Annotated in this window: 25 protein-coding genes and 1 tRNA gene; 16 read left to right on the top strand and 10 right to left on the bottom strand. The window is 70.9% G+C overall.

Features of this window, described 5'->3' with window-relative positions; all coding sequences use genetic code 11:
• Positions 1-61: 61 nt before the first annotated feature.
• Together ACIPV1_RS14310 and ACIPV1_RS14305 are read left to right on the top strand one after the other, a co-directional pair.
• Positions 62-664: an FABP family protein gene (locus ACIPV1_RS14310; protein ID WP_123293291.1), complete on the top strand. Its 603-nt coding sequence runs from the start codon at positions 62-64 to the stop codon at positions 662-664.
• Complete coding sequence (locus ACIPV1_RS14305) at positions 664-1,758, top strand: YgfZ/GcvT domain-containing protein (protein WP_402726686.1); 1,095 nt, start codon at positions 664-666, stop codon at positions 1,756-1,758. Before ACIPV1_RS14310 ends, ACIPV1_RS14305 begins: the two co-directional genes overlap by 1 nt.
• A 205-nt stretch (positions 1,759-1,963) precedes the next feature.
• On the opposite strand, the gene ACIPV1_RS14300 is transcribed toward ACIPV1_RS14305, so the two are convergent.
• The gene (locus ACIPV1_RS14300) at positions 1,964-2,737 is read right to left on the bottom strand and encodes a class I SAM-dependent methyltransferase (protein ID WP_402726685.1); all 774 of its coding nucleotides are present in this window, start codon (positions 2,735-2,737) and stop codon (positions 1,964-1,966) included.
• Positions 2,738-2,782: 45 nt separating this feature from the next.
• Between ACIPV1_RS14300 and ACIPV1_RS14295 the strand changes: the two genes are divergently transcribed.
• On the top strand, positions 2,783-3,529 hold the full coding sequence (locus tag ACIPV1_RS14295) for a phosphoglyceromutase (RefSeq protein ID WP_123293294.1): 747 nt from the start codon (positions 2,783-2,785) through the stop codon (positions 3,527-3,529).
• Between the two features lie 188 nt (positions 3,530-3,717).
• Here the strand turns inward: ACIPV1_RS14295 and ACIPV1_RS14290 are convergent, their stop codons facing one another.
• Positions 3,718-4,266 (bottom strand): AAA family ATPase, encoded by a 549-nt coding sequence (locus tag ACIPV1_RS14290; protein WP_123936865.1) that lies wholly within the window; start codon positions 4,264-4,266, stop codon positions 3,718-3,720.
• A gap of 45 nt (positions 4,267-4,311) precedes the next feature.
• Positions 4,312-4,980 (bottom strand): phosphate signaling complex protein PhoU, encoded by a 669-nt coding sequence (phoU, locus tag ACIPV1_RS14285; protein ID WP_123293296.1) that lies wholly within the window; start codon positions 4,978-4,980, stop codon positions 4,312-4,314.
• A gap of 146 nt (positions 4,981-5,126) precedes the next feature.
• On the opposite strand from phoU, the gene ACIPV1_RS14280 reads away from it, so the two are divergent.
• On the top strand, positions 5,127-6,293 hold the full coding sequence (locus tag ACIPV1_RS14280) for a cell wall metabolism sensor histidine kinase WalK (protein ID WP_123936863.1): 1,167 nt from the start codon (positions 5,127-5,129) through the stop codon (positions 6,291-6,293).
• Entirely contained in the window at positions 6,290-6,970 is a 681-nt protein-coding gene (locus tag ACIPV1_RS14275; RefSeq protein WP_123936862.1) for a response regulator transcription factor, read from the top strand. Before ACIPV1_RS14280 ends, ACIPV1_RS14275 begins: the two co-directional genes overlap by 4 nt.
• Positions 6,971-7,054: 84 nt before the next feature.
• Here ACIPV1_RS14275 and ACIPV1_RS14270 read toward each other — a convergent pair whose 3' ends face one another.
• Positions 7,055-7,519 (bottom strand): hypothetical protein, encoded by a 465-nt coding sequence (locus tag ACIPV1_RS14270; protein ID WP_148086805.1) that lies wholly within the window; start codon positions 7,517-7,519, stop codon positions 7,055-7,057.
• Between the two features lie 209 nt (positions 7,520-7,728).
• Between ACIPV1_RS14270 and ACIPV1_RS14265 the strand changes: the two genes are divergently transcribed.
• The 4 genes from ACIPV1_RS14265 to rlmB are packed head-to-tail and all read left to right on the top strand — an operon-like array spanning position 7,729 to position 11,910.
• Positions 7,729-8,211 (top strand): CarD family transcriptional regulator, encoded by a 483-nt coding sequence (locus ACIPV1_RS14265; RefSeq protein WP_017888066.1) that lies wholly within the window; start codon positions 7,729-7,731, stop codon positions 8,209-8,211.
• A 41-nt stretch (positions 8,212-8,252) separates the two neighbouring features.
• Positions 8,253-9,443, top strand: a complete 1,191-nt coding sequence (gene ispF / locus ACIPV1_RS14260) for a 2-C-methyl-D-erythritol 2,4-cyclodiphosphate synthase (protein WP_402726684.1) — start codon at positions 8,253-8,255, stop codon at positions 9,441-9,443.
• Positions 9,444-9,461: 18 nt separating this feature from the next.
• Positions 9,462-10,871 (top strand): cysteine--tRNA ligase, encoded by a 1,410-nt coding sequence (gene cysS, locus ACIPV1_RS14255; RefSeq protein WP_123671505.1) that lies wholly within the window; start codon positions 9,462-9,464, stop codon positions 10,869-10,871.
• 28 nt (positions 10,872-10,899) lie between these two features.
• Positions 10,900-11,910, top strand: coding sequence for a 23S rRNA (guanosine(2251)-2'-O)-methyltransferase RlmB (gene rlmB, locus ACIPV1_RS14250; RefSeq protein ID WP_123936859.1), 1,011 nt, complete (start codon positions 10,900-10,902; stop codon positions 11,908-11,910).
• A 441-nt stretch (positions 11,911-12,351) separates the two neighbouring features.
• On the opposite strand, the gene ACIPV1_RS14245 is transcribed toward rlmB, so the two are convergent.
• Together ACIPV1_RS14245 and ACIPV1_RS14240 are read right to left on the bottom strand one after the other, a co-directional pair.
• Positions 12,352-13,662 (bottom strand): DUF4032 domain-containing protein, encoded by a 1,311-nt coding sequence (locus ACIPV1_RS14245; protein WP_123293300.1) that lies wholly within the window; start codon positions 13,660-13,662, stop codon positions 12,352-12,354.
• An 88-nt stretch (positions 13,663-13,750) separates the two neighbouring features.
• Positions 13,751-14,851, bottom strand: coding sequence for an ABC transporter ATP-binding protein (locus ACIPV1_RS14240; protein WP_123293301.1), 1,101 nt, complete (start codon positions 14,849-14,851; stop codon positions 13,751-13,753).
• A gap of 264 nt (positions 14,852-15,115) precedes the next feature.
• Between ACIPV1_RS14240 and ACIPV1_RS14235 the strand changes: the two genes are divergently transcribed.
• Positions 15,116-16,066, top strand: a complete 951-nt coding sequence (locus tag ACIPV1_RS14235) for a thioredoxin domain-containing protein (RefSeq protein WP_123936858.1) — start codon at positions 15,116-15,118, stop codon at positions 16,064-16,066.
• A 3-nt stretch (positions 16,067-16,069) separates the two neighbouring features.
• Here ACIPV1_RS14235 and ACIPV1_RS14230 read toward each other — a convergent pair whose 3' ends face one another.
• Positions 16,070-16,963, bottom strand: a complete 894-nt coding sequence (locus ACIPV1_RS14230) for a neutral zinc metallopeptidase (protein ID WP_123936857.1) — start codon at positions 16,961-16,963, stop codon at positions 16,070-16,072.
• A gap of 112 nt (positions 16,964-17,075) precedes the next feature.
• Here ACIPV1_RS14230 and ACIPV1_RS14225 point away from each other — a divergent pair, with 112 nt between their 5' ends.
• The gene (locus ACIPV1_RS14225) at positions 17,076-18,218 is read left to right on the top strand and encodes a glycerol dehydrogenase (RefSeq protein ID WP_131921918.1); all 1,143 of its coding nucleotides are present in this window, start codon (positions 17,076-17,078) and stop codon (positions 18,216-18,218) included.
• A gap of 26 nt (positions 18,219-18,244) precedes the next feature.
• Here ACIPV1_RS14225 and ACIPV1_RS14220 read toward each other — a convergent pair whose 3' ends face one another.
• On the bottom strand, positions 18,245-18,979 hold the full coding sequence (locus ACIPV1_RS14220; protein WP_260154453.1) for an NAD(P)H-hydrate epimerase: 735 nt from the start codon (positions 18,977-18,979) through the stop codon (positions 18,245-18,247).
• Here ACIPV1_RS14220 and ACIPV1_RS14215 point away from each other — a divergent pair.
• From ACIPV1_RS14215 to ACIPV1_RS14205, 3 genes are all read left to right on the top strand, one after another.
• Positions 18,978-19,757 carry an alpha/beta fold hydrolase gene (locus ACIPV1_RS14215; RefSeq protein WP_123936854.1) on the top strand — a complete coding sequence of 260 codons (780 nt, stop codon included), beginning with the start codon at positions 18,978-18,980 and terminating at the stop codon, positions 19,755-19,757. The two genes, ACIPV1_RS14220 and ACIPV1_RS14215, sit on opposite strands and share 2 nt — an antisense overlap.
• 81 nt (positions 19,758-19,838) lie before the next feature.
• Positions 19,839-20,870, top strand: a complete 1,032-nt coding sequence (locus ACIPV1_RS14210; protein ID WP_123936853.1) for an aldo/keto reductase — start codon at positions 19,839-19,841, stop codon at positions 20,868-20,870.
• A 240-nt stretch (positions 20,871-21,110) separates the two neighbouring features.
• Positions 21,111-21,818, top strand: a complete 708-nt coding sequence (locus ACIPV1_RS14205) for a DUF3800 domain-containing protein (RefSeq protein ID WP_166673545.1) — start codon at positions 21,111-21,113, stop codon at positions 21,816-21,818.
• Between the two features lie 104 nt (positions 21,819-21,922).
• Here the strand turns inward: ACIPV1_RS14205 and ACIPV1_RS14200 are convergent.
• Positions 21,923-21,998, bottom strand: a tRNA-Thr gene (locus ACIPV1_RS14200).
• Positions 21,999-22,035: 37 nt separating this feature from the next.
• A complete protein-coding gene (gene msrB / locus ACIPV1_RS14195; protein WP_123293306.1) occupies positions 22,036-22,443 on the bottom strand; it encodes a peptide-methionine (R)-S-oxide reductase MsrB in 408 nt (135 codons plus the stop codon).
• A gap of 65 nt (positions 22,444-22,508) precedes the next feature.
• On the opposite strand from msrB, the gene ACIPV1_RS14190 reads away from it, so the two are divergent.
• Entirely contained in the window at positions 22,509-22,982 is a 474-nt protein-coding gene (locus ACIPV1_RS14190) for a GNAT family N-acetyltransferase (RefSeq protein ID WP_165901127.1), read from the top strand.
• The coding region (locus ACIPV1_RS14185) for a DUF2332 family protein (RefSeq protein ID WP_402726683.1) at positions 22,982-23,680 on the top strand (699 nt) is incomplete at its 3' end. The genes ACIPV1_RS14190 and ACIPV1_RS14185, both read left to right, overlap by 1 nt.

Here is a 23,680-nt window from a genome sequence, read left to right as displayed (position 1 = left end):
CGTCGCTCGCGATCGCGTTCATCTCGGTCGTCGTCGTCGTGAAGCTGTTCAAGGGTCAGCGTTGATCGAGCTCCCCGAGGGCCTGGCGCCCGAACTGGTCCCGTTGTCGTGGCTCGTCGGCGTCTGGGAGGGCACCGGCGTCGTGGAGTACCCCGTCGGTGACGAAGAGGCACCCCGCACCTACGAGTTCGGCCAGCGCGTGAGCTTCAGCCACGACGGCCTGCCGTACCTCAACTACTCGTCCACCACGTGGTTGCTCGACGACGACCACACCCCGCTCGCCGCCGAGATGGGCTACTGGCGGATCGACCGTCCGACCGAGCCCGGCGACCGCGGCCCCGCGATGCTCCTGGGCGAGGGGCCGACGCCGTTCACCACCGTCGAGAGCGTCGAGGCGCTGCGCAACACCACCGACGGCTTCGACGTCGAGGCCGCGATCGTGCACCCGACGGGCGTCAACGAGCTCTACGTCGGCCGTGTGCTCAAGGGGCGGATCGACCTGGCCACCGACGCCGTGATGCGCTCGCCGAACGCGAAGGACTACTCCGCCGCGACCCGCCTGTACGGCCTGGTCGAGGGCAAGTTGTTCTGGGCGTGGGACATCGCCGCCCTCGGTCGCGAACTCACCTCGCACGCCTCGGGGCAGCTCGCGAAGGTCGACTGATGTCGGCGTTCGCGGTGCGCGACGGCTTCGTCGCGACATCTGATGCGCCCGGCGCGCCCGCAGCCCACTTCGGCAACCCCCTGGGCGAGCAACGGCTGCTGGCCCGTGGCCGCGCGGTCGTCGAGCTCGGTCTCGGCGTGGTCACCGTCTCCGGCCCGGACCGCCTGTCGTGGCTCAACTCGATCACCTCGCAGCAGCTGACCGGCCTGCCGACCGGCGTCAGCACCGAGACCCTCGTGCTCGACCAGTCCGGCCGGGTCGAGCACGCCGCCCGCGTGGTCGACGACGGTGCGGTCGTGTGGCTCCTCACCGAGTCGCAGGACGCAGCACCGCTCGCCGCCTGGCTCGACTCGATGCGCTTCATGCTCCGGGTCGAGGTCGCCGACCGTTCGGCCGGCTTCGCGACCCTCGGCTGGTTCGGCGAAGCCGCCCCGTTCGCGTCGACCGTCCTGCCGGACCCGCCCGTCGTCGAGTGGGTCGACCCGTGGGCAGCCGTCACGCCCGGTGGGTGGAGCTACGCCGCCCAGGAGGCCCACCCCGGCTCCGACTGGACCCTCCGCGTCGCCGTGGTCACGCCCGGCACCTCGGCCGCGATCGCTGCGTCGGACGAACCCGTCGCGGGGCTGCTCGCATACGAGGCACTGCGGATCGCCGCCTGGCGTCCGACGCTGTCCGATGCCGACGAGCGCACCATCCCGCACGAGCTCGACTGGCTCCGCTCCGCCGTGCACCTGACGAAGGGCTGCTACCGCGGGCAGGAGACCGTCGCGAAGGTGCACAACCTGGGCCACCCGCCGCGTCGGGTCGTGCAGCTGCACCTCGACGGCTCCGACGCCGTGCTGCCGGCTCCGGGGACTCCCGTGATGCTCGGCGACAAGGAAGTCGGGCGACTGTCGGCCTCGGCGGTCCACCACGAGCTCGGCCCGATCGGACTGGCCGTGGTCAAGCGCTCGCTGGACCCCACCGCGACGCTGACGCTCATCGCCGACGACGTCGTGGTGACGGCGGCGCAGGAGACCATCGTCCCGCCGGAGGCCGGCGCCACGGCGAACGTCCCGCGGCTGCCCCGGCTCGGAGCCGTCAAGCGCTCCTAGCGTTCGCCGCCGGTCGTCGGTCGCCTGGTGTGTGCGCAGGTTTCCGACAGTCCACGAGTTGATCGACTGGTGTTCCGTCGGGTGATGCGCACGCATCGTGTGCGTGTGCATCTTCCGACAGTGCACGCGGTGATCGACTCGTGGATCGTCGCCAATTCGCCGCCGCCGCCGTGGCGCAGTCCCGCCGCCGCGCCGCCGCCGCCCGTCAGGCGGGCTCGACCGCGGCCCACGGCACGCTGAGCTCGCCGAGCCGCCACCGCGCCGGCCCGTGCAGCACCGGCCACCCGCGGTCGCGCATGCCCCGCACGGTGGCGATCCACCGCTGCCGGGGCCCGTACGTGCCGAGTGGCGCCGCCACCGCCCACGACAGGTCGAGGTCACGCAGGAACGCGTGCACCCGCTCACCCGGCACGTTCCGGTGGATGAGCGCCTTCGGCAGCCGTTCGGCGACGATCGACGGCACGTCGAGTCCGGCGAGCCGCAGCGACACCGTGAACGACACCGGTGCGTGCTCGTCGAGCGTCACCCACGAGGCCACCCGCCCGACCTCGTTGCACGTCCCCTCGACCAGCGCGCCGCCGGGCTGCAGCCGGTCCTGCATGATCCGCCACGACCCCACCACGGCGGACTCGTCGTACTGCCGCAGCACGTTGAACGCCCGGATCACGGCCGGTCGGCGCTGCCCGGGCGTGGGCGTCTCGAAGCCGCCGAGCCGGAACGTCACGCCGTCGCGGGTGCCCGCGTTCGCGAACGCCACGCGTGCCGGTTCGATCTCGATGCCGGTGACCTCGACGTCCGGACGCACCAGGGCCAGACGGTCGCGCAGCTCGAGCGTCGTCGTCGGCGAGGCCCCGTACCCGACGTCGGCGACCAGCGGATCGTCGGCTTTGCGGAGCGCCGGCAGCGACGCGATCCACCGGTCGACACGGCGGAGCCGGTTGTACCCGGTCGTCCCGCGCGTCACGTTCCCGATGGGCATGACGTCAAGGGTACGGGCCTGCCGACGCTCGGTAGACTCGGGAGCATGACCTCCACGCTCGTCCTGCTCCGTCACGGAAACAGTGACTGGAACCAGAAGAACCTGTTCACCGGTTGGGTCGACGTCCGGCTCAGCGAGCTGGGCGAGAAGGAGGCGAAGCGCGCCGGCGACCTCATCGCCGAATCGGGCATCGTCCCCGACGTCCTGTACACCTCGCTCCTCACCCGCGCGATCCAGACGGCCGACATCGCGCTGCTCCAGGCCGACCTCGCCTGGCTGCCGGTCAAGCGCGACTGGCGCCTCAACGAACGCCACTACGGCGACCTGCAGGGCAAGGACAAGGCCCAGACGCTGGCCGAGTACGGCGAGCAGCAGTTCATGGAGTGGCGCCGGTCGTTCGACGTCCCGCCGCCCCCCATCGCCGACGGCGCCGAGTGGTCGCAGGCCGGGGACCGCCGCTACGCCGACCTCGGCGACCAGCTGCCCCGCACCGAGTCGCTCAAGCTCGTGATCGACCGGCTGCTGCCCTACTGGGAGTCGGACATCACGAAGGACCTGGGCGAGGGCAAGACCGTGCTGGTCACCGCGCACGGCAACTCGCTCCGCGCGCTCGTCAAGCACCTCGACGACATCTCCGACGACGACATCGCCGGGCTGAACATCCCGACGGGCATCCCGCTGGTGTACGAGCTCGACGACGACTTCCGTCCGACGAAGCCGGCGTACTACCTCGACCCCGAGGCCGCTGCCGCCGGCGCTGCCGCCGTGGCCGCCCAGGGCGCCAAGAAGTAGCACCGCACGCACGAACGCCCCGTCCGGTCTCCGGGCGGGGCGTTCGTCGTTCTGCCTGGTGGGGCCGCGAAAGCGACAGTGTGCCGCGAACGTTCCGCCGACTCCTGTCGCTCTGCCGGGAGGAACGGATCACCGCACCGACGACGTGTCGCTTCGGCGGGGCGGTCGGCTCCTCGAGCCTCGGCTGGTCAGACGAAGTGCGACGCGATCTCCTGCACGAGGGCACCGACGTCGTAGGGCTTCGTCGTGTCGACGCGGACGACGGGGACGCCCGGCAGCCCGACCGGCTGCGCGTCGTCGCCGTGCTCGTCCCAGAAGGCCAGCACGCCGGCCAGGTCCCCGTGCACCTCGTGCCGCACCGGGACGGTGCCCGGGTCGTACCGGTCGTGCAGCCGATCTTCGGCGGCGGCGCGGTCCGTGTCGCACCACACCTCGACGGCGCGAGGCGACCCGGCGGACGCGAGCCCAGCCTCCAGGAGGTCGCGATCGCGTGACGGGAGCCAGACGGCGTCGAGGACGACCCCGTTCTCCACGGCCCGCGTCATCGCCCACACGGTGTCCATCGCGATGCCACCGAGCGGACGCGACGCGATCATCGGCCCGACGATGTCGGCGAGGGGCTCCTTGATCCGGTCCTTCGACAGGAACGGGCAGCCGAGCACCTCGGCCAGCGCAGCGCCGATCGTGCTCTTGCCGGAACCGGGCATGCCGTTGACGATGATCGCGACCTGAGCCATGCCTCGATCCTCGCAGACCGCGCAACCGCGGTCAGACCACGGCGCTCAGACCGCGGCGGTCGAACTCGAGGCGCCGGTCCAGTCGCCGGTCGCCAGGTACTCGACCTTCTTGGCGATCGACACCGCGTGGTCCGCGAAGCGCTCGTGGTAGCGGGAGGCCAGGGTGGCGTCGACGGTGTCGATCGGCCCGCCCTTCCACGCCTCGCCGAGCACGAAGTCGAACACGCTCGCGTGCAGTTCGTCGACGGCGTCGTCCTCGTCGCGGATCTCCGCGGCCAGGGCGATGTCCTCGGTCGCGAGCAGCCGCGTGAGCTTCTGCGACATCGCGACGTCGTGCTTGCCCATCTCCTTGAAGGTGCCGCGGAGGCCCTTCGGCACGACCTTCTCGGGGAAGCGCTGGCGGGCGAGCTGCGCGATGTGCTCGGCCATGTCGCCCATGCGCTCGAGCGAGGAGCTCACGCGCAGGGCGGTGACGACGACGCGCAGGTCGCGGGCGACCGGAGCCTGGCGGGCCAGGATGTCGATGGCGATCTCGTCGAGGCTGTTGGCGGCCTCGTCGATCTTCTGGTCGTCCGCGATCACCTCCTCGGCGAGGGCGACGTCGGAGTCGCTGAAGGCCTGGGTGGCCCGGGTGATGGCGGACTCGACGAGTCCTGCGATCTCGGTCAGTCGCTCCTGGACGTCCTGGAGTTCCTGCTGGAAGACTTCGCGCATGGGGGAGTACCTCTCTCTGCGTACCGGACGAGTGTCGTCAGCCCAGGTGAACGAACGGTGACGTGGGGCTGAACGCTTCGCGATCCGGCCTTCCGAGGCGGGTGAACGGTACCGGAACCCCGCATGACCATCCCTACACTGGCGGCATGGACAACGCGTGGCTCGTGCCACTGTCGATGCTCCTCGGCGGGGTCTTCGGCGCGGGCGTCGTGGTGCTGATCATCACCGCCGAGCGCACGGCTCGTGCAGCAGACGTGGCGGAACGCACCCTGCCGGACGGCGTCGCAGCGGTGATCGCGACGATGCACAACCCGGCGGTGGTCATCGACCCGTCGAACACGGTCGTGGCCGCATCGCCCCAGGCACTGACCGTCGGGCTCGTCGTGCGGCGCCGGCTCGTGCACCAGGAGCTCCTCGACCTGGTCGACCGGGTGCGCAAGAGCGGCGAGATGGGAGCGGAGGACCTCGAGCTCCCGCGCGGACGGCACGGGGAGCTCATCGGCTACCTCAGCTTCCGGGCCGCGCAGCTCGGCAACCGGTACGTGCTCATCACGGCCGACGACCTGACCGAGAGCCGGCGCATCGACGAGGTCCGCCGTGACTTCGTCGCCAACATCTCGCACGAGCTGAAGACCCCGATCGGCGCCATCGGCCTGCTGTCCGAGACCCTCGTGATCGCGGCCGACGACCCGGAGCACGTCAAGAAGTTCGCGGCGCAGCTCATCACCGAGTCCGAGCGGCTCGGCGCCCTGACGAAGGACATCATCGAGCTGTCCCGGCTGCAGTCGGTCGACGCGTTGGAGAACAGCGAGGAGACCGGTGTCGACAAGATCGTGCAGGCAGCGATCGATGCGAACGAGGTCGTCGCGCGCGCCCGCTCGATCGAGATCATCCGGGCGAAGAAGTCGAAGCTCCGGGTGATGGGCGACCCGGGCCTGCTGCAGGTCGCCGTCTCGAACCTCATCGCCAACGCGGTGAAGTACTCGCCCGACGGCACCCGCGTCGGCGTGGGCGTCCGGTCCGCGAAGGGCTTCGTCGAGATCGCGATCACCGACCAGGGCGTCGGCATCCCCGAGGCCGACCTGGACCGCGTGTTCGAGCGGTTCTACCGTGTCGACCCGGCACGGTCACGGGCCACCGGCGGCACCGGCCTGGGGCTCGCCATCGTCAAGCACGTCGTCGGCAACCACGGCGGCGACGTCCGTGTCTGGTCGCAGCCAGGCAAGGGCTCGACCTTCACCATCCGCCTGCCCGAGGCGGACACCGAACTGACCACCGCACTCGAAGAGCAACTGGAAGAGCAGCCATCGTGACCAAGATCCTCATCGTCGACGACGAGCCGGCCCTGAGCGAGCCCCTGGAGTTCCTGCTGCAGCGTGAGGGGTACGAGACCTCCGTCGCGGCCGACGGCGTGACCGCGCTGTCGAAGTTCGACTCGGAGAACCCGGACCTGGTGCTCCTCGACCTCATGCTGCCGGGGCTCTCCGGCACCGAGGTCTGCCGCCAGATCCGGACCCGGTCGAACGCGCCGATCATCATGCTGACGGCGAAGGACTCCGAGGTCGACATCGTCGTCGGGCTCGAGCTCGGCGCGGACGACTACGTGACGAAGCCGTACTCGACGCGCGAGCTGCTGGCCCGCATCCGTGCGGTCCTGCGCCGACGCACCGAGGACGACCCGGCGGACAGCGGGATCCTGCAGGTCGGGGGCATCCGGATGGACGTCGAGCGGCACACGGTGTCGGTGGACGGGTCGGAGACGGCGATGCCGCTCAAGGAGTTCGAGCTGCTCGAGCTGCTGCTCCGGAACGCCGGCCGGGTGCTCACCCGTGGGCAGCTCATCGACCGGGTGTGGGGCTCCGACTACTTCGGCGACACCAAGACGCTCGACGTGCACATCAAGCGCATCCGCTCGAAGATCGAGCGCGTGCCGTCCACCCCGGAGCTCCTGGTGACGGTCCGCGGTCTCGGGTACCGCATCGAGGCCTGAGACGGACGGACAGGAGGCCCGGTGCGAGTCCCTGGGACTCGCACCGGGCCTCCTGTCTGACGCGGTGGCGCTTGCGCGGTGCGGCTACTCGCCGTCCGTCGGCGTGGCCGACGGGGTCTCGACCGGCAGCGTGATCTGGCTGGACGGCTCGGGGGTCGAGGTCGGCGCGAGGGTGGCGTACTCCTCCTGCGAGGTGGTCAGCACCGGCACGTTGGCCGAGACGCCCTCGGCGTCGGGGTACGAGAAGTACACCTTGACGAGCGAACCGGGCTTCGCGTCCGCGCTGTCGAAGTCGAGGGTGTCGTGCTGCGAGTCGTTCGCCAGGTCGACGTGCGAGTTCGCCGGCACCAGCACGGTCTCGGTGTCGCCACCGATCTCGACCGACACGGTGATGCCGTCGGTGTCGGAGTTGTTCACCAGCGTGCCGATGAACCGCGCGCCCTCGCCGTCGTCCGAGATGAGGATGGCGTTCCGCACGTCGACCTTGCCGGTCGAGACGTTGACGCCGTCGGTGATCTGCTTGATGTCGACGGTGTGCGCAGGCGACATGAACTCGCACCCGGTGGCGCCCAGCGCGATGGTTGCCGCAACGGCGACGGACACGAGTACCCGAGCTCGCAAGAGATTCCTCCGTAAGTCGATGAGGACCAGACGGTCCCGCTCCATCTTAGCGATCACCGGGAAGGCCCAGTGCTGAGGGTCCCCTTACCCGAACACCCCTTGTGGTAAACTGGAAGTCTGGGAACGGAGCCTGATACATGCAATTCGAGGTCGGCGAGACCGTCGTCTACCCCCACCACGGGGCGGCAACCATCTCTGAAGTCAAGACGCGCGTCATCAAGGGCGAGGAAAAGGTCTACCTGAAACTGCGGGTCACGCAGGGTGACCTGACGATCGAGGTACCGGCGGACAACGTCGACCTGGTCGGAGTCCGCGACGTGATCGGCAAGGAAGGGCTCGACAAGGTGTTCGAGGTCCTCCGGGCGCCGTTCACCGAAGAGCCCACCAACTGGTCGCGCCGGTACAAGGCGAACCTCGAGAAGCTCGCTTCCGGGGACGTCATCAAGGTCTCCGAGGTCGTCCGCGACCTCTGGCGACGCGATCAGGACCGCGGCCTGTCCGCGGGCGAGAAGCGGATGCTGGCCAAGGCGCGGCAGATCCTGATCTCCGAGTTGGCCCTGGCCGAGAAGACCGACGAGGACAAGGCATCGACCGTCCTCGACGAAGTCCTCGCGTCCTGAGCGCACTGCACACCACGACGACCGCACGGTTCCCCGAAGGGGTGGACCGGGCGGTCGTCGTCGTTGCAGCCGGGTCCGGAACCCGGCTCGGCATCGGCACCGCGAAGGCGTTCGTGCCCGTCGTGGGGCAGCTCATGCTCGCGCGGGCGCTCGAGCCGCTGTTCACGTTGTCGGCTCCGACGCTGGTCGTCGTGGTCGCGCCGTCGGCGTTGCTCGAGGACTGCCGTCAGGTGGTCGCCTCGGTCGCGGGCGCTGCGGTCGCGTACACGGCGGTGGTTCCGGGAGGCACGGATCGCCATGGCTCGGTCCAGGCCGGCCTGGGCGTGCTGCCGGACTCCGTCACCGCGGTGCTGGTGCACGATGCGGCGCGGTGCCTCACGCCGGCCGCGCAGTTCGACCGGGTGTTCGACGCGGTCGAGGGTTCGGTCGCGACCGGCACCGGTGACGGCGTCGTCCCCGCGCTCCCCGTCACCGACACGGTCAAGCGGGTGTCCGGCGACGTGGTCGTCGAGACCGTCGACCGGTCCGCGCTCGTCGGGGTCCAGACGCCGCAGGGGTTCCCGCTCGACGCACTCCGACGGGCGTACGCGGTGTCGACGCAGTCCGAGACCGACGACGCCGGCGTGTTCCAGGCGGCCGGTGGCACGGTGCGCTTCGTGCCGGGCGACGCCGATGCCTTCAAGATCACGACGCCGTGGGACCTCGGACGAGCAGAGTCGATCGTCCGGTCGCGCGCCACGGCCCCGGATGACTTCGGTGCCTCGGCGGTCCGGCTCGGGCTGGGCGTCGACGTGCACGCGTTCGACGTCGAGTCGCCGTGCCGCGTCGGCCTGCTCGACTTCCCCGGCGAACCCGGCCTCTCCGGGCACAGCGACGGTGACGCCGTGGCGCACGCGGTGTGCGACGCCCTGCTCTCCGCGGGTGGCCTCGGTGACATCGGCGGGACGTTCGGCACCGCGGACCCCGCCTATGCCGGTGCCTCGGGGGACGTCTTCATCCGCGGTGCCGTCGGGCTGCTCGCCGACGCCGGCCTCGTCCCCGTGTCGGTCACGGTGCAGGTCATCGGGAACCGGCCGCGCATCGGGACCCGTCGTGCGGAGATGCAGGACGCCCTGTCCGCCGTCGTCGGTGCCCCCGTCGCGGTGTCCGGCACGACGACCGACGGCCTCGGGTTCACCGGCCGGGGCGAGGGGCTCGCCGCGATCGCCACGGCCGTCACCCGACCGGCCTGACGTCCTAGGCTTGGGATCGTGACCGTTCGCCTCTACGACTCCCGCGCCGCAGCCGTCGTCGACCTCGTCCCCCTGGTCGACGGACAGGTCAGCGTCTACGTCTGTGGTCCGACGGTGCAGTCGTCGCCGCACATCGGGCACCTGCGCTCGGCCCTGGTCTACGACATCTGGCGCCGCTGGCTGACGTACCGCGGTCTGCGCGTCACCCTCGTGCGGAACGTCACCGACATCGACGACAAGGTGCTCGACCTGGCCGCCGGCACCGACGAAGCGTGGTTCGCCCGCGCCTACCGCGTCGAGCTCGAGTTCACCGCCGCGTACAACGCCCTCGGCATCCTGCCCCCGACCTACGAGCCGCGGGCAACAGCGAGCGTGCCGCAGATGCACGACATCATCACGAAGCTCATCGACCGCGGTCACGCCTACGTCGCCGCCGACGACTCGGGCGACGTCTACTTCGACACCGGCAGCTGGGAGTCCTACGGGGCGCTCACCCGGCAGCGTCGCGAGGACATGGTCGAAGCCGCCGACGCCGACCCCCGCGGCAAGCGCGACGCCCGCGACTTCGCGCTCTGGAAGGGTGCGAAGCCCGGCGAGCCGTCGACCGCGTCGTGGGACTCCCCGTGGGGCCCCGGTCGTCCGGGCTGGCACATCGAGTGCTCCGCCATGTCGCGGCGGTACCTCGGTCCGGCGTTCGACATCCACGGCGGCGGGCTCGACCTGCGGTTCCCGCACCACGAGAACGAGCTCGCGCAGTCCACCGCGGCGGGCGACCCCTTCGCGTCGTACTGGTTGCACAACGGGCTCGTCACGGTCGAGGGCCAGAAGATGTCGAAGTCGCTCGGCAACTCGATCTTCGCCGCCGACTTCCTCGCCGCTGCCCGTCCGGCCGTGGTGCGGTACTTCCTGGGCGCCGCGCACTACCGCTCCTCGATCGACCACCACGACGGCTCGTTGGCCGAGGCCGAGGCCGCCTACGACCGCATCGACGGGTTCCTGCAGCGGGCCGAGGTGCGGCTCGAAGGCGTGCACCTCGCCGATGCCCCCGCCGTGCCGGACGCCTTCGCCGCCGCGATGGACGACGACCTCGCAGTGCCCCAGGCGCTGGCCGTCCTGCACGAGACCGTGCGCACCGGCAATGCCGCCCTGGACGCCGACGATGCGGAAACGCTCGGGGTCGCGTACCATCAGGTGGCCGCCATGGTAGAGGTCCTCGGCATCGACCCGCGAGCCGCCCACTGGTCGGGGGGCGGTCAGGACACCTCGGCAGGCCCGCTCGCCGCTCTCGTCGAACGCCTCGTGCAGGAGCGCGCGGACGCCAGGGCAGCACGGGACTTCGCTGCGGCCGACCGCGTGCGCGACGACCTCGCCGCCGCGGGCATCACGATCGAGGACACGCCGTCCGGAACACGCTGGAGCATCGCCTGAACACGGCAGTGCCGAACAGGAGCTACGCATGAAGAACGTCTCGGGAAGCAAGAAGGGTCGGCCCGGCGCCGTCCGCACCGGTCGCAAGGGCAACAAGCAGGTCGGTTCCGGTGGTCAGGGTGCCCAGGCGCTCGAGGGTCGCAAGCCGACCCCGAAGGCCGAGGACCGGCCGTACCACCCCGCCGGCAAGCGCAAGGCGGCGAAGGACCGCTTCGAGGCAGCCAAGGGCCGTCACGGTTCCTCGAGCACCCCGCAGGGCCGCACCGGTCGTCCGCCGGCCCGGAAGACCGATGACTCCGAGCTCGTGACCGGCCGCAACTCCGTGCTCGAGGCGCTGCGCACGAAGACCCCGTCGACGACGCTCTACATCGCGTCGCGCATCGAGGTCGACGACCGCGTCAAGGAGATCCTGACGCTCGCGAACCACCGCAGCGTGCCGATCATCGAGCTCATGCGCCCCGAGCTCGACCGCATCACCGGCCACGACAGCGTGCACCAGGGCGTCGCGCTCAAGGTGCCGGCGTACCAGTACGCCGTGTCCGAGGACATCGTCGAGCAGGCCTTCTCGCGCGACCAGGTCCCGCTGCTCGTCGCGCTCGACGGCATCACCGACCCCCGCAACCTCGGTGCGATCATCCGCTCGACCGCCGCGTTCGGCGGACACGGCGTCATCGTGCCGCAGCGTCGTTCGGTCGGCGTCACCGCGTCGGCGTGGAAGACCTCCGCCGGTGCCGCGGCCCGCACGCCCGTCGCGATGGCCCCGAACCTCACCCAGACGCTGAAGTCCCTCAAGTCGATGGGCCTGTTCGTCCTCGGTCTGGACGGCGACGGCGACGTGGAGCTCGACGGCCTCGCGCTCGCCGACCGCCCGATCGTGATCGTCGTCGGTTCCGAGGGCAAGGGCCTGTCGCGCCTGGTCACCGAGACCTGCGACGCGATCGTGTCGATCCCGATCTCGAGTGCGACCGAATCCCTCAACGCCGGCATCGCCGCGAGCGTCACCCTGTGGGAGGTCGCCCGGCGCCGTCGCGCCGAGTAAGCCCCGACGCTTCGTCCGCAGGAACGGTCGCCTCCCCTCGTGGGAGGCGGCCGTTCCTGCGTGCGGTGCCGACCGGGTCAGGCCGGACGGGTCAGGACACGTCGGATGATGCCCGCCGTGTGGTCACGAGTCGTCGCTGCGCGACGCCGCAGGCGACCGTCCGTGACCGGCCGACGTGCACCTGGCGGGGTGTCGGGCGACCGCTCGACGTCCAACGGCATCACCGGCGGTGCAGGCGTGACGGTCTGGAGGGCCGGCGCCGGTCTCCGGGACGCACGCCGGGCCTCCAGGCGGTCGCGTTCACGGACCCCGAACGGTCACGACATGTCGGCCGGTGTCCTCCGGGTGGTCGCGAGTCGTCGCTGCGCGACGCCGCCGGCGACGGTCTGTGACCAGTCGGCACCCACCCGGCGGAGTGTCGTGACCGACCGGCGACCCGGGTCAGACGGTGGTGCGCCAGTCCTGGACGTCGGCGTCGTCGTCTGCGGGTTCCGCGTCGTCGACCACGGGGATCGGCAGCGTCATCGACGACGTCGGCGGGTTGATGAGCAGGCGCTCGTCGCGGCGGTGGCGCAGCACGTCGTTGATGTACGCCGTGGTGGCCTCGGGCAGCGAGACCGACCGCTCCTCTTCCTGCGACATGAACCAGCGGTGCTCGAGCAGTTCGTGGAAGACCTCCGCGGGTTCGAGGCGACCGCGCAGGTCACGGGGGATCGAGCGGACGACGGGCTCGAAGACCCGCGAGACCCACTCGTGCGCCACCATCTCCTCGTCGAGTTCGTCGCGGCCGTTGCGTGCCCGGTACGAGTCGAGGTCGTTGAGCAGGCGTCGGGCCTGGTTCTCGCCGGCGTCCAGGCCGGTCAGCCGCAGCAGGCGTCGCTGGTGGTGTCCGGCGTCGACGACCTTCGGCTGGATCCGCACCTGCGAACCGCCCTCGGTCGTGTGGATCGAGAGCTCCTCGATGTCGAAGCCGAGCTCGTTGAGCCGCTCGACGCGGTCGTTGATGCGCCAGCGTTCCTTGATGTCGAACTGCTCGGTGCCCGTGAGCTCGGTCCAGAGCGTCCGGTACTGCGCCACGATCCGGTTGGAGACGTCCACGGGGTCGGCGTTCTCGTCGAGACGGCCGCCGGCCTCGAGGTCGAGGAGCTCGCCGGCGATGTTCACGCGCGCGACCTCGAGGTCGTTCTCGCGCTGCCCGTTCGACAGCCCGCCGGGGTAGAGCTTGCCGGTCTCGGCGTCGACCAGGTACGCGGCGAACGAGCCCGCGTCGCGACGGAACAGCGTGTTCGAGAGCGACACGTCGCCCCAGTAGAAGCCGATGACGTGCAGCCGGACGAGCAGCAACGCGAGGGCGTCGACGAGACGGGTCGCGGTCTCCGGGCGCAGGGTCTGCGAGTACAGCGCGCGGTACGGCAGCGAGAAGCGCAGGTGCCGCGTCACGAGCACGGGGTGCAGCTGCTCGCCGTCCGCGTCGACCCGACCGGTGATGACGGCGACGGGGTCGACGCACGGCACGTCCATGCGCTGCAGCGTGCGGAGCATCTCGTACTCGGAGCGCGCGATCTCCTCGCCCGTCTCCTTCACGGCGGCGACGTACCCACTCAGGTGCACGAAGCGCACCAGGTGCCGTGAGATGCCCTTCGGCAGGGCCACGATGGTCTCGTCCGGCCAGTCCGCCAGCGGCAGGTCCCACGGCAGGTCGAGCAGGCCGGGGTCGACGGTGGCTGCGGTGATGGACATCGAGTCGGGCACGGTGGATCCTTCGGTGTCGTGGGGGACAGCCGAGAGCCCGCGACCCGCCCTTGTGAGGCGGCGCGGGCTCTCGGGGAGTGCGCTTCGGTTACGCGCTGACGACGGCCTTGTCGTCCAGGCGCTCGCCCGACTCGGTGTCGAAGGCGTGCACGTGGCCCGACTTCGGCGTCACCACGATGGTGTCACCGATCGACGGGTGCGAACGGCCGTCCACGCGGGCGACGATGTCGACGCGCGTGCCCTTGACGTCGGCGTGACCGTAGAGGTAGCCGTCGGCGCCGAGTTCCTCGACCACGTCGACCGTGACCGGCAGGCCTTCGCCCGACTGCGCCACGACGACGTCCTCGGGGCGGATGCCCACGGTGATCTGGGCGGAACGCGCGTTGGAGAGCGTGTCGCGGTCGATCGCGTGGTTGAGCGTGCCGAACTTGATGCCGCCCTCGACGACGTCGGCCGGCAGCAGGTTCATCGCCGGCGAGCCGATGAAGCCCGCGACGAAGACGTTGTTCGGCTTCTCGTACAGGTCGCGCGGCGTGCCGACCTGCTGCAGGATGCCGTCCTTGAGCACCGCGATGCGGTCACCCATGGTCAGTGCCTCGGTCTGGTCGTGCGTGACGTAGACCGTGGTGACGCCGAGACGGCGCTGGAGCGACGCGATCTGCGTACGGGTCTGGACGCGGAGCTTGGCGTCGAGGTTCGACAGCGGCTCGTCCATGAGGAACACCTGCGGCTGACGGACGATCGCACGGCCCATCGCGACGCGCTGACGCTGACCACCGGAGAGCGCCTTCGGCTTGCGGCCGAGGTAGTCCTCGAGGTCGAGGAGCTTCGCGGCTTCCTGCACGCGGGTGGCGCGCTCGTCCTTGCCGACACCGGCGATCTTGAGCGCGAAGCCCATGTTCTCGGCGACGGTCATGTGCGGGTACAGCGCGTAGTTCTGGAACACCATCGCGATGTCGCGGTCCTTCGGCGGGACGTCCGTGACGTCGCGGTCGCCGATGCGGATCTGACCGGAGTTGACCTCTTCGAGGCCGGCCAGCATGCGGAGCGAGGTGGACTTGCCACAACCCGAGGGGCCGACGAGGACGAGGAACTCGCCGTCGGCGACGTCCAGGTCGAGGGAGTCGACCGCGGGACGGTTGCCTCCGGGGTAGAGACGGGTTGCCTTGTCATAGGTGACGGACGCCATGAGCGTTCGGTCCTTTCTTCACCGGCAGGTACGTGCCGGACGATCCGAGTGAAGCGGTCAGCCCGCGAGGGCCCCGGATGGTCGTCGTCGACCATCGAGGTTCATACAACACGAGTTCTCGCGGGTGCGCCAGTGTTTTCCCCCTGGCCGGTCGGTTCCCAGAGCGTGGTTGGGTGGTTCCCAGAGCGGCCCACTACAATCGCCGGGTCCGTCCGCCGAGCGGGGGTAGGTCGTGCGGACGCCGATCAGGAGGACGACGCACCGATGACCAACCGCCCCGAGGGTGACGCCCGCGCCGCGCGGAACGAGCGCCGCGAAGCCGCCCGACAGCGAGCGCAGCGCCACAGGACACAGCAGAAGCGCCGCCAGCGCGGAACCCGGCTCGGACTCCAGATCGGACTCGGTGTCGTCCTGCTCGCAGCGGCCGCCGTCGTCACGCTCGTCCTGGTCGACTCCGTGAAGCCAGCAGGCCCCGGGCCCTCGACCATGTCGCAGGGCGGCATCACCCTCGGCGAGGGGCTCAAGCCCGTGACCGCGTCGAGCAGTGCGTCGCCGAGCGCCTCGGCGACCGCTGGTGCGGGCACGGTGCGCATCACGCTGTACGTCGACTACCTCTGCCCGACCTGCGGCGAGTTCGAACAGGCCAACGGCGACTACATCGAGAGCCTCGTCGACTCCGGCGCCGCCACCGTCGACATCCACCCGCTCGCGGTCCTGTCGAACCGGTCGCAGGGCACCAAGTACTCACTGCGCGCCGCGAACGCCGCGGCCTGCGTCGCCGAGCACTCGCCGGACCAGTTCTACGCGGTCAACAAGGCGCTCTACGCCGAGCAGCCGGAAGAAGGCACACCCGGGCTCACCGACGCGCAGCTCACCAAGGTCGTCACCGGGGTCTCCGGCCTGCAGGACCGCCGGGCCGTCACGAGCTGCATCGCCGACCAGGACTACAGCAAGTGGGTCGACGAGCAGACGACCGCGGTGTCCGGCGGCGACATCCCCGGGTCGACCCTGAGCGACTTCCCCGGCACGCCGCTGGTGCTCGTCAACGGGCAGCAGTACGAGCTCACGTCGCCGATCACGAACGACGACTTCCGCACCTTCGTGGTCACCGCGGCCGGTGCCACCGAGGCGACGCCCACCCCGACCCCCACGCCGAGCGCGACGCCGTCCCGCACGCGGAGCGCGACACCGACGCCCACGCCGACGAAGGGCTGATCGCTACAGCGACGAACCAGGGACGCTGAACGTGTCGCAGCTCGTCGCGCCCTGCTGGTAGCCGCGGACGAACCACTTCTGGCGCTGCTCACTCGAGCCGTGCGTGAAGGAGTCCGGGTCGACCCGGCCGCTCGAGCGCTCCTGGATGCTGTCGTCGCCCACGGCGCTCGCGGCGGACAGGGCATCGGCGATCTCGGACCGGCTGATCGGCTCGAAGAAGGTCTCGCCGTTCGCGTCCTCGGTGTTCGCCGCGTCGCCGACCCAGGCGCCGGCGTAGCAGTCGGCTTGCAGCTCGACGCGGACACTGCCGGACGACGCCCCGGTGCCCGAACGGTCCGTGCTCGCGAAGGCACCCTGCAGCTGCTGGATGTGGTGGCCCCACTCGTGCGCGACGACGTACATCTGCGCGAGCGGCCCGCCCGACGACCCGTACTTCGACTGCAGGTCGTCGTAGAACGCGGTGTCGAGGTAGATCGCGCGGTCCGGCGGGCAGTAGAAGGGCCCGGTTGCAGCGGACGCCTGACCGCACGACGTGTCAGTCGAGCCGTCGAACAGGAAGAAGTCCGGCGCCGTGTACGAGATCCCGAGCTTCCGGGCCTCGGCCGTCCAGTAGCCGTCGAGTGACTCGGCTGCGCCCTCCATCCGGCACTCGACCTTGAGGTTGGCGTCTCGCCCGGTGCGGCACTCCGGCGCGGCGTCCACGGTCTCGCCCTGCTGCTGGATCTGCGTCGTGCCGCTGCCGCCGTCGACGAACCCGCTGAGGTCGAAGCCCGTGAACTGCGCGATCAGGAAGACGACGATCGCCGTGACGCCGACGGCGCCGCCGCCGACCGCGGCCGTCCGACCCCGGCGCTTCACCCTGCCGCCCTTGAGCTGCGAATCGTCGTTGAACGTCATGCCCCCGAATGTACGGCCCACGGGACTCGCACGCCGCACGCATGCCCCGCGCGTACCGTCTGGGACGTCGGCGACCCCGACACGTGTCGTACAACCGGAAGGAACCGCAACCATGGCCACTCCCATCAGCACCGTGATGAGCCCCGCCCGCTACGTGCAGGGCAAGGACGCAATCACCCGCGTCGGCGAGTTCGTCGCTCCCATCGGCAAGCGCCCCCTGATCGTCGCCGACGACGTCGTGTGGGGCATCGTCGAGGCCGCGGTGACGACGAGCTTCCAGGCGGCCGACCTGCGGGTCGAGCGGGTCGGCTTCGGTCGCTTCGCGACGCCGAAGGCGGTCGACGACCTCGTCGAGCAGATCCGGTCGACCGACGCGGACGTCATCGTCGGGCTCGGCGGCGGTTCGGCGATCGACGCGGCCAAGGCCTCCGGGCACCTGGCCGGCATCCGCTGGGCGAGTGTCCCGACGGCGGCGAGTACCGACGCCCCGACCTCGGCGCTCGCGGTGATCTACTCCGAGGAAGGGGAGTTCATCGAGTACCGGTTCTTCCCGCACAACCCCGACCTCGTCCTCATCGACACGAAGCTCGTCGCGAACGCTCCCGTCCAGTTCCTGGTCGCGGGCATCGGCGACGCCCTGGCCACCTGGGTCGAGGCCCGTGCCGCCAAGCGTGCGAACGCCGACACCATGGCCGGCGGGCTGCAGACCGAGACCGGCGTCGCGCTCGCCGAGCTGTCCTGGAAGCTGCTGCACGAGAACGCCCTGCAGGCCATCGAGGCCGTGAAGGCCAAGGTCGTCACGCCCGCGCTCGAGAAGGTCGTCGAGGCGAACACCCTGCTGTCGGGCCTGGGGTTCGAGTCCGGCGGACTGGCGGCAGCGCACGCGATCCACAACGGACTGACCGCCGCTCCGCAGGCGCACGGCTTGGCGCACGGGCAGAAGGTCAACATCGGCACGATCGCGCAGCTCGTGCTCGAGGGTGCACCGGCCGAGGAGATCGAGGACTTCGTCGTCTTCACCACGAAGGTCGGCCTGCCGAACACCCTGACCGAGATCGGCCTGACCGTCGACGACACGACGGAGCTCCGCGCCGTGGCCGAGGCCGCGACCGTCGAGGGCGAGACCATCCACAACATGCCGTTCCCGGTCACGCCGGAGCTCGTGGTGGACGCGCTCATCGCCGTCGAGGGCATCGCGCGGAGCATCCGCGCCGAGCACGGACTGCCGGAGCCGGTCCTGTACCAGCACCACTGAGGGACGGCTGCGCTGACGGGTCGGGGTCAGGTGCGGACCAGCGGCTCCATCGTCGCCAGGTCCGCACCGATCCCGACGTCCACCAGCTCGATCCGTCCCGCGAGGGTGGCGGCCGGCCCCGTCAGCAACCCGGCCTTCACCCCGCCGAACGTGACCGTGACGTCGGCGTGCAGCACGTGGTCGTCCGCGATCCCGCCGGTGTCGACGTCGATGCCGCTCGGCACGTCGACGGCGACGACGAACGGTGCGCGCTGGTCGCGGGCGAGTTCACGGATGGCGTCGACGACCTCGCGGGCGGGGGAGCGGAGGGCCGCAGGCCCCTGCACCCCGATCCCGAGGATCGCGTCGAGCACCAGGTCGGCGTCGAGTGCCGCGTCCGTCACCGCAGCCTCCGGTCCGGCAGGATCATCGAGGAGGCGCGCCCCGGCGTCCAGCGCCGCTGCCAGGCCCGCCTCGTGCACGCGTGAGCCGACGCGCAAGACTGCCACGTGCCTCCCGGCCGCCGCCAGCCGCGCACCCGCGAACAGGGCGTCACCACCGTTGTCGCCGCTGCCCACCAGCAGTAGGACGGACCCCGGTCCGTCGCCCGGCCGGACGGCCGGATCGTCGAGCAGGTCGCCGACGATGCGGGCCAGCACGTCGGCCGCTCGTTGCATGAGGGGCTCACCCGCGTCGAGGTGTGGCCGCTCTGCCGCCCGGATCTGGTCACCGCCGTAGCCGTCCATGGCGACCACAGTGCCCCGGTACCCTGGAGGGGACATGTCACTCGTCCCCGAAGCGCCCCGTCCCCGCATCGTGATGTCGCCCGACGGCCTCCGGCTCGCGACCTACGACTTCGGCGATCCCGACGCCCCCGCGGTCGTCGCGGTGCACGGGTTCGCCTCCGGTGCGGTGCTGAACTGGCACGCCTCCGGTTGGACCCGTGACCTCGTCCGCGCCGGGTACCGCGTGCTGGCGTTCGACCAGCGCGGGCACGGAGCGAGCGCGAAGCCGCGCGACCCCGGTGCGTACTCGATGGACCTGCTCGTGGCGGACGTCACCACCGTGATCGACACGTACCTGCTCGACGAGGCGGCGTTCCTCGGGTACTCGCTCGGCGCACGCGTCGGCTGGCACACCGCCGAACGGCTGCCGGACCGCATCACCCGCGCGGTGTTCGGCGGGATCCCCGACGCCGACCCGATGCGCCGCGTGCGGGTCGACCAGGCGAAGGCGTACCTGGCGGACGGCACCCCGATCGAGGACCGCGTGACCAACGGCTACCTGACCATGGCGGGGAACGTCGAGGGGAACGACCTCGCGGCGCTCGTGGCGATGGTCGAGGGGATGCGGAACAGCATCGAGCCGACGCCGGACAACGCTCCCGCGCAGCCGATCCTGATGGCGGCCGGCAGCGAGGACGGCATCCGCGACAGCGCCGTGCGGTTGGCGCAGGCGGCCCCGGACGCGTCGTTCTTCGAGATCCCGGGGCGCAACCACTTCAACGCACCGACGTCACGGGCGTTCCGCGAGGCGGCGCTGGCGTTCCTGCGTTCCTGACCGCGGCGCGTTGTCCGCCCCGCGCTGAGGGGTACTCGTAGGTCCTCGCTGTCGCCGGACACCGCGCGTACCGTCCCCGCCATGGACTACAGACTCCTCGGCAACAGCGGGACATCGGTGTCGACGCTGACCCTCGGCACCATGACGTTCGGCAGCGAAGCCGACGAACCCACCTCCCACACCATCATCGACACGTTCGTCGCGGCCGGCGGCACCCTGATCGACACGGCCGACGTCTACTCGGGCAACGAGTCCGAGCGGATCATCGGTCGCTGGCTCGCGGCACACCCCACCGAGGCGCAGCAGGTCGTCCTCGCCACCAAGGGCCGCTTCCCGCAGGGCGACGGCCCGAACGACGTCGGCCTGTCGCGCCGGCACCTCCGGGTCGCGCTCGACGCCTCGCTCGAGCGCCTCGGCGTCGACCACATCGACCTGTACCAGATGCACGCCTGGGACGCCCTGACGCCGATCGAGGAGACGCTCCGGTTCCTCGACGACGCGGTCTCCGCCGGCAAGATCGGCTCGTACGGCTTCTCGAACTACCTCGGCTACCAGATCACGAAGGCCGTGTACGAGGCGAAGGCGCACGGTTGGGCCCCGCCGGTCACCCTGCAGCCGCAGTACAACTTGCTCGTCCGCGACATCGAGCACGAGATCGTCCCCGCCAGCCTCGACGCCGGGATCGGCCTGCTGCCCTGGTCGCCCCTGGCCGGCGGCTGGCTGTCCGGCAAGTACCAGCGCGACGAAGCGCCCACCGGCTCCACCCGCCTCGGCGAGAACCCGGCACGCGGCATGGAGGCCTGGGAAGCGCGGAACGGTGACGAGCGCACCTGGGCCGTCCTCGACGCGGTGTCCGCCGTCGCCGACGCGCACGGCGCCTCGCGGTCGCAGGTCGCCCTCGCCTGGCTGCTCGCCCGGCCGGCGGTGACGAGCGTGATCCTCGGCGCCCGGACCGTGTCCCAGCTCGAGGACAACCTCGGTGCGGCCGACCTCGTGCTGACCGACGCGGAGCTCACGCAGCTCACCGACGCCAGCGCGCCGCGCATCGACGACTACCCGTACGGCACCGCGGGCGTCGCACAGCGGGGGCGCAAGATCACCGGCGGGCGCTGAAGACCCGTGCACGTTCGTGCGGATTCGCGCTGATGTGGGGTCCGGGTGTGGACGCACGGTTCGGTGAGGTGTCATCCTCTTCGCACGACCGGCTGGTTACCGCGTCCAGCGCCCGGAACACTCCCTGATCCGTGTTCCACACGCGCCGATGCCCCGGGTGAGTGATCACCCGGGGCATCGCTTCGTGCTCGGCAGTGCGTCGCGATCCCTGCCGCGCATCGTGTACGGCAGTATTCCAGCGTGCTGCTCTGTTTCGTCGACGAATCGTTCAAACCGGACCTCTACGGGTTCGGCGCCGTGATGGCGGATGCCTCGCAGACCCGTTGGCTCACGCAACGCATGCACGAGATCGTCGCCGCGCTCCAGGAGTACGGCGTCGAGCCGCAGACGGAGCTCCACGCCCATCCGATCTTCCACGGAAAGGGAGCATGGAGCGGGGTGCCTCCGCGCGTGCGTGTGAAGGTGTTCCTCGACGTCGTCGAAGCCGTGGTTGCCTCCGGCGCGACGGTGTTGCTCCGCGGCGCTCGACCGGAGCAACTCCGCCGTTACCAGGACACGCGTGGGTTCCGCGATCGGCACACTCCGGAGCAGGTTGCGTTCCAGCACCTGCTGCATCGAGTGGACAGGAGGGCCGGCGACCTGGAGATGCACGCCCTGGTCATCGCGGACGAACGGTCGGATCGGGACCGTCATCGTGAGCGCTTCGCGGTGTACCAGGCCTACGGGACCCCGGGAACGTACATGCAAACCCGGCTTGAACGGCTTCTCGACACGGTGCACTTCGCGCCGAGCCACTACTCGAGGATGCTGCAGGTCGCTGATCTCGTCGCGTTCGTCTGGGTGCGGTCCCAGACCGTCGACGAACGGGATCATCGTCAGGCGCGGGTCCTCTCCGCACTCGTCTCGGACATCGAGAGCTGCGCCTACAGCGCGGGGGTCTGGCCCTGACGAGTGCGGAGTGGGAGAAGCCCCGGACGCACGACAGCCCCGCTCGCGGCGGGGCTGAAGGCGGTGCGGGCGGCGAAGAGGTCGCGGCCTGCGAATCCAGTATATGGGGCCGGCAGCGGGACTCGAACCCGCAACCCCCGTATTACAAGTACGGTGCGCTACCAATTGCGCCATGCCGGCTGACGCCGCTCATCTTACCGGTGAGGGCGTCGGGGTCTCACTCGGCCGGCTTCTCCGCGAAGTTCAGCGAGATCGAGTTCATGCAGTACCGGTCGCCGGTGGGCGTGCCGAAGCCGTCGGGGAACACGTGGCCCAGGTGCGAACCGCAGTTCGCGCAACGGACCTCGGTGCGCACCATGCCGAGCGACTTGTCGTCGATCAGCTGTACGGCGTCGGGGTTCACCGACTCGTAGAACGACGGCCAGCCGCAGCCGGAGTCGAACTTCGTGCCGCTCTTGAACAGCTCTGCGTTGCAGGCCGCACAGGTGTAGACGCCGGCACGCTCCTCGTCGAGGAGTTCACCGGTCCACGGCCGTTCGGTCCCCGCCTGACGCAGGACGGCGTACTGGTCCGGGGAGAGGTCCTCGCGCCACTGGGCGTCGGACTTGTCGACGTTGTATGCCATTGTTTCCTCCTGCTTCCGGTCGGGTTCTTCCGGGCACTCCCGACCACTTCAGTAAACTCGCGACGATGTCCGAGCATTCCGTGCACCACGCCCGCTGGACCCGTCTGACGACGGACGAACTGTACGGCATCGTGGTGCTCCGGAACCGCGTCTTCGCACTCGAACAACGGGTGACGGCCGAGGACTTCGACGGCCGTGACCGCGAGCCCGAGACCGAGCACTGGTGGTTCGGTACGGACACCGAAGCGGTTGGGTACCTGCGCCTGATCCGACCGGCTGCCGACGAGGAACACCCGGCGGACGCACCGCCGCCGTCCTGGGTGATCGGCCGGGTCGCGACGCACCCCGACCACCGTGGGCAGGGCATCGCTGGCCGGCTCGTCGCCGCCGTGCTCGCGGCCCACGGGCACGAACCCGTCGTCCTGCACGCCCAGGAGTACGTCGCTGCGCTCTACGAACGCCACGGCTTCGTCCGGTTCGGGACGCCCTACGACGAAGCCGGCATCCGGCACGTCGGCATGCACCGCCCGGGGCGCTGATGGACACCCTCGGCCGGTACGCCGCCTACGCCGACCGCATCGAGGCCGTGTCGCCGTCCTACGCCGCCTGGGCGCGGTCGCTGGACCACTCGCTGGTCGCGCTCCTCGACGAGGTCGCCGAGCAGCAGCGGCAGCCGGAACTCTTCTTCGCGGTCGCGCGGCGGCTCGGCGCGGATCCGTCGGACCCCGGTGCGCTGCGCGCGATCGGTCGGGAGGCCCGCCCCGCCCTGGTCACGGCCCTCGCCTCCGCCACGGTGCAGGCCAACGACCCGCGGCGGCTCGGTCCCGTCGTCCCGCTGTTCGCGGCGCTCGCCGAGCGGGCCTCGCGGCCGCTCGGGTTGGTGGACGCAGGGGGCGCCGCCGGGCTCTGTTCGATCCCGGACCGGGTCACGCTCGACCACCGGACGTCGGAGTCCCGGGTGCCGGCGGATCGCGCCCCGGTGCTGTCGTGGGGGCCCCCCCCCCCGGGGGGGGGGGGGGCCCGGGGGGGGGGGGCCCCCCCCCCGCCGGGGGGCCCCCCCGGGGCCCCCACCCCGGGGCCGGGGGGGGGCCCCCCCCGGGGGGGGGCCCCGCGGGGGGGGGGGGGGGGGGGGGGGGGGGGCGGGGGGCGGCGGTGGGGGGGGGGGGGGGGGGGGGGGGGGGGGGGGGGCCCCCACCTGGTCGATTCGGGCGTACCTGGTCGAAAGTTCCGACCAGGT

It is taken from the genome of Curtobacterium sp. NPDC089991 (assembly GCF_044748425.1).
GTDB lineage: Bacteria > Actinomycetota > Actinomycetes > Actinomycetales > Microbacteriaceae > Curtobacterium.
This window is presented reverse-complemented; position numbering and strand designations above follow the sequence as displayed.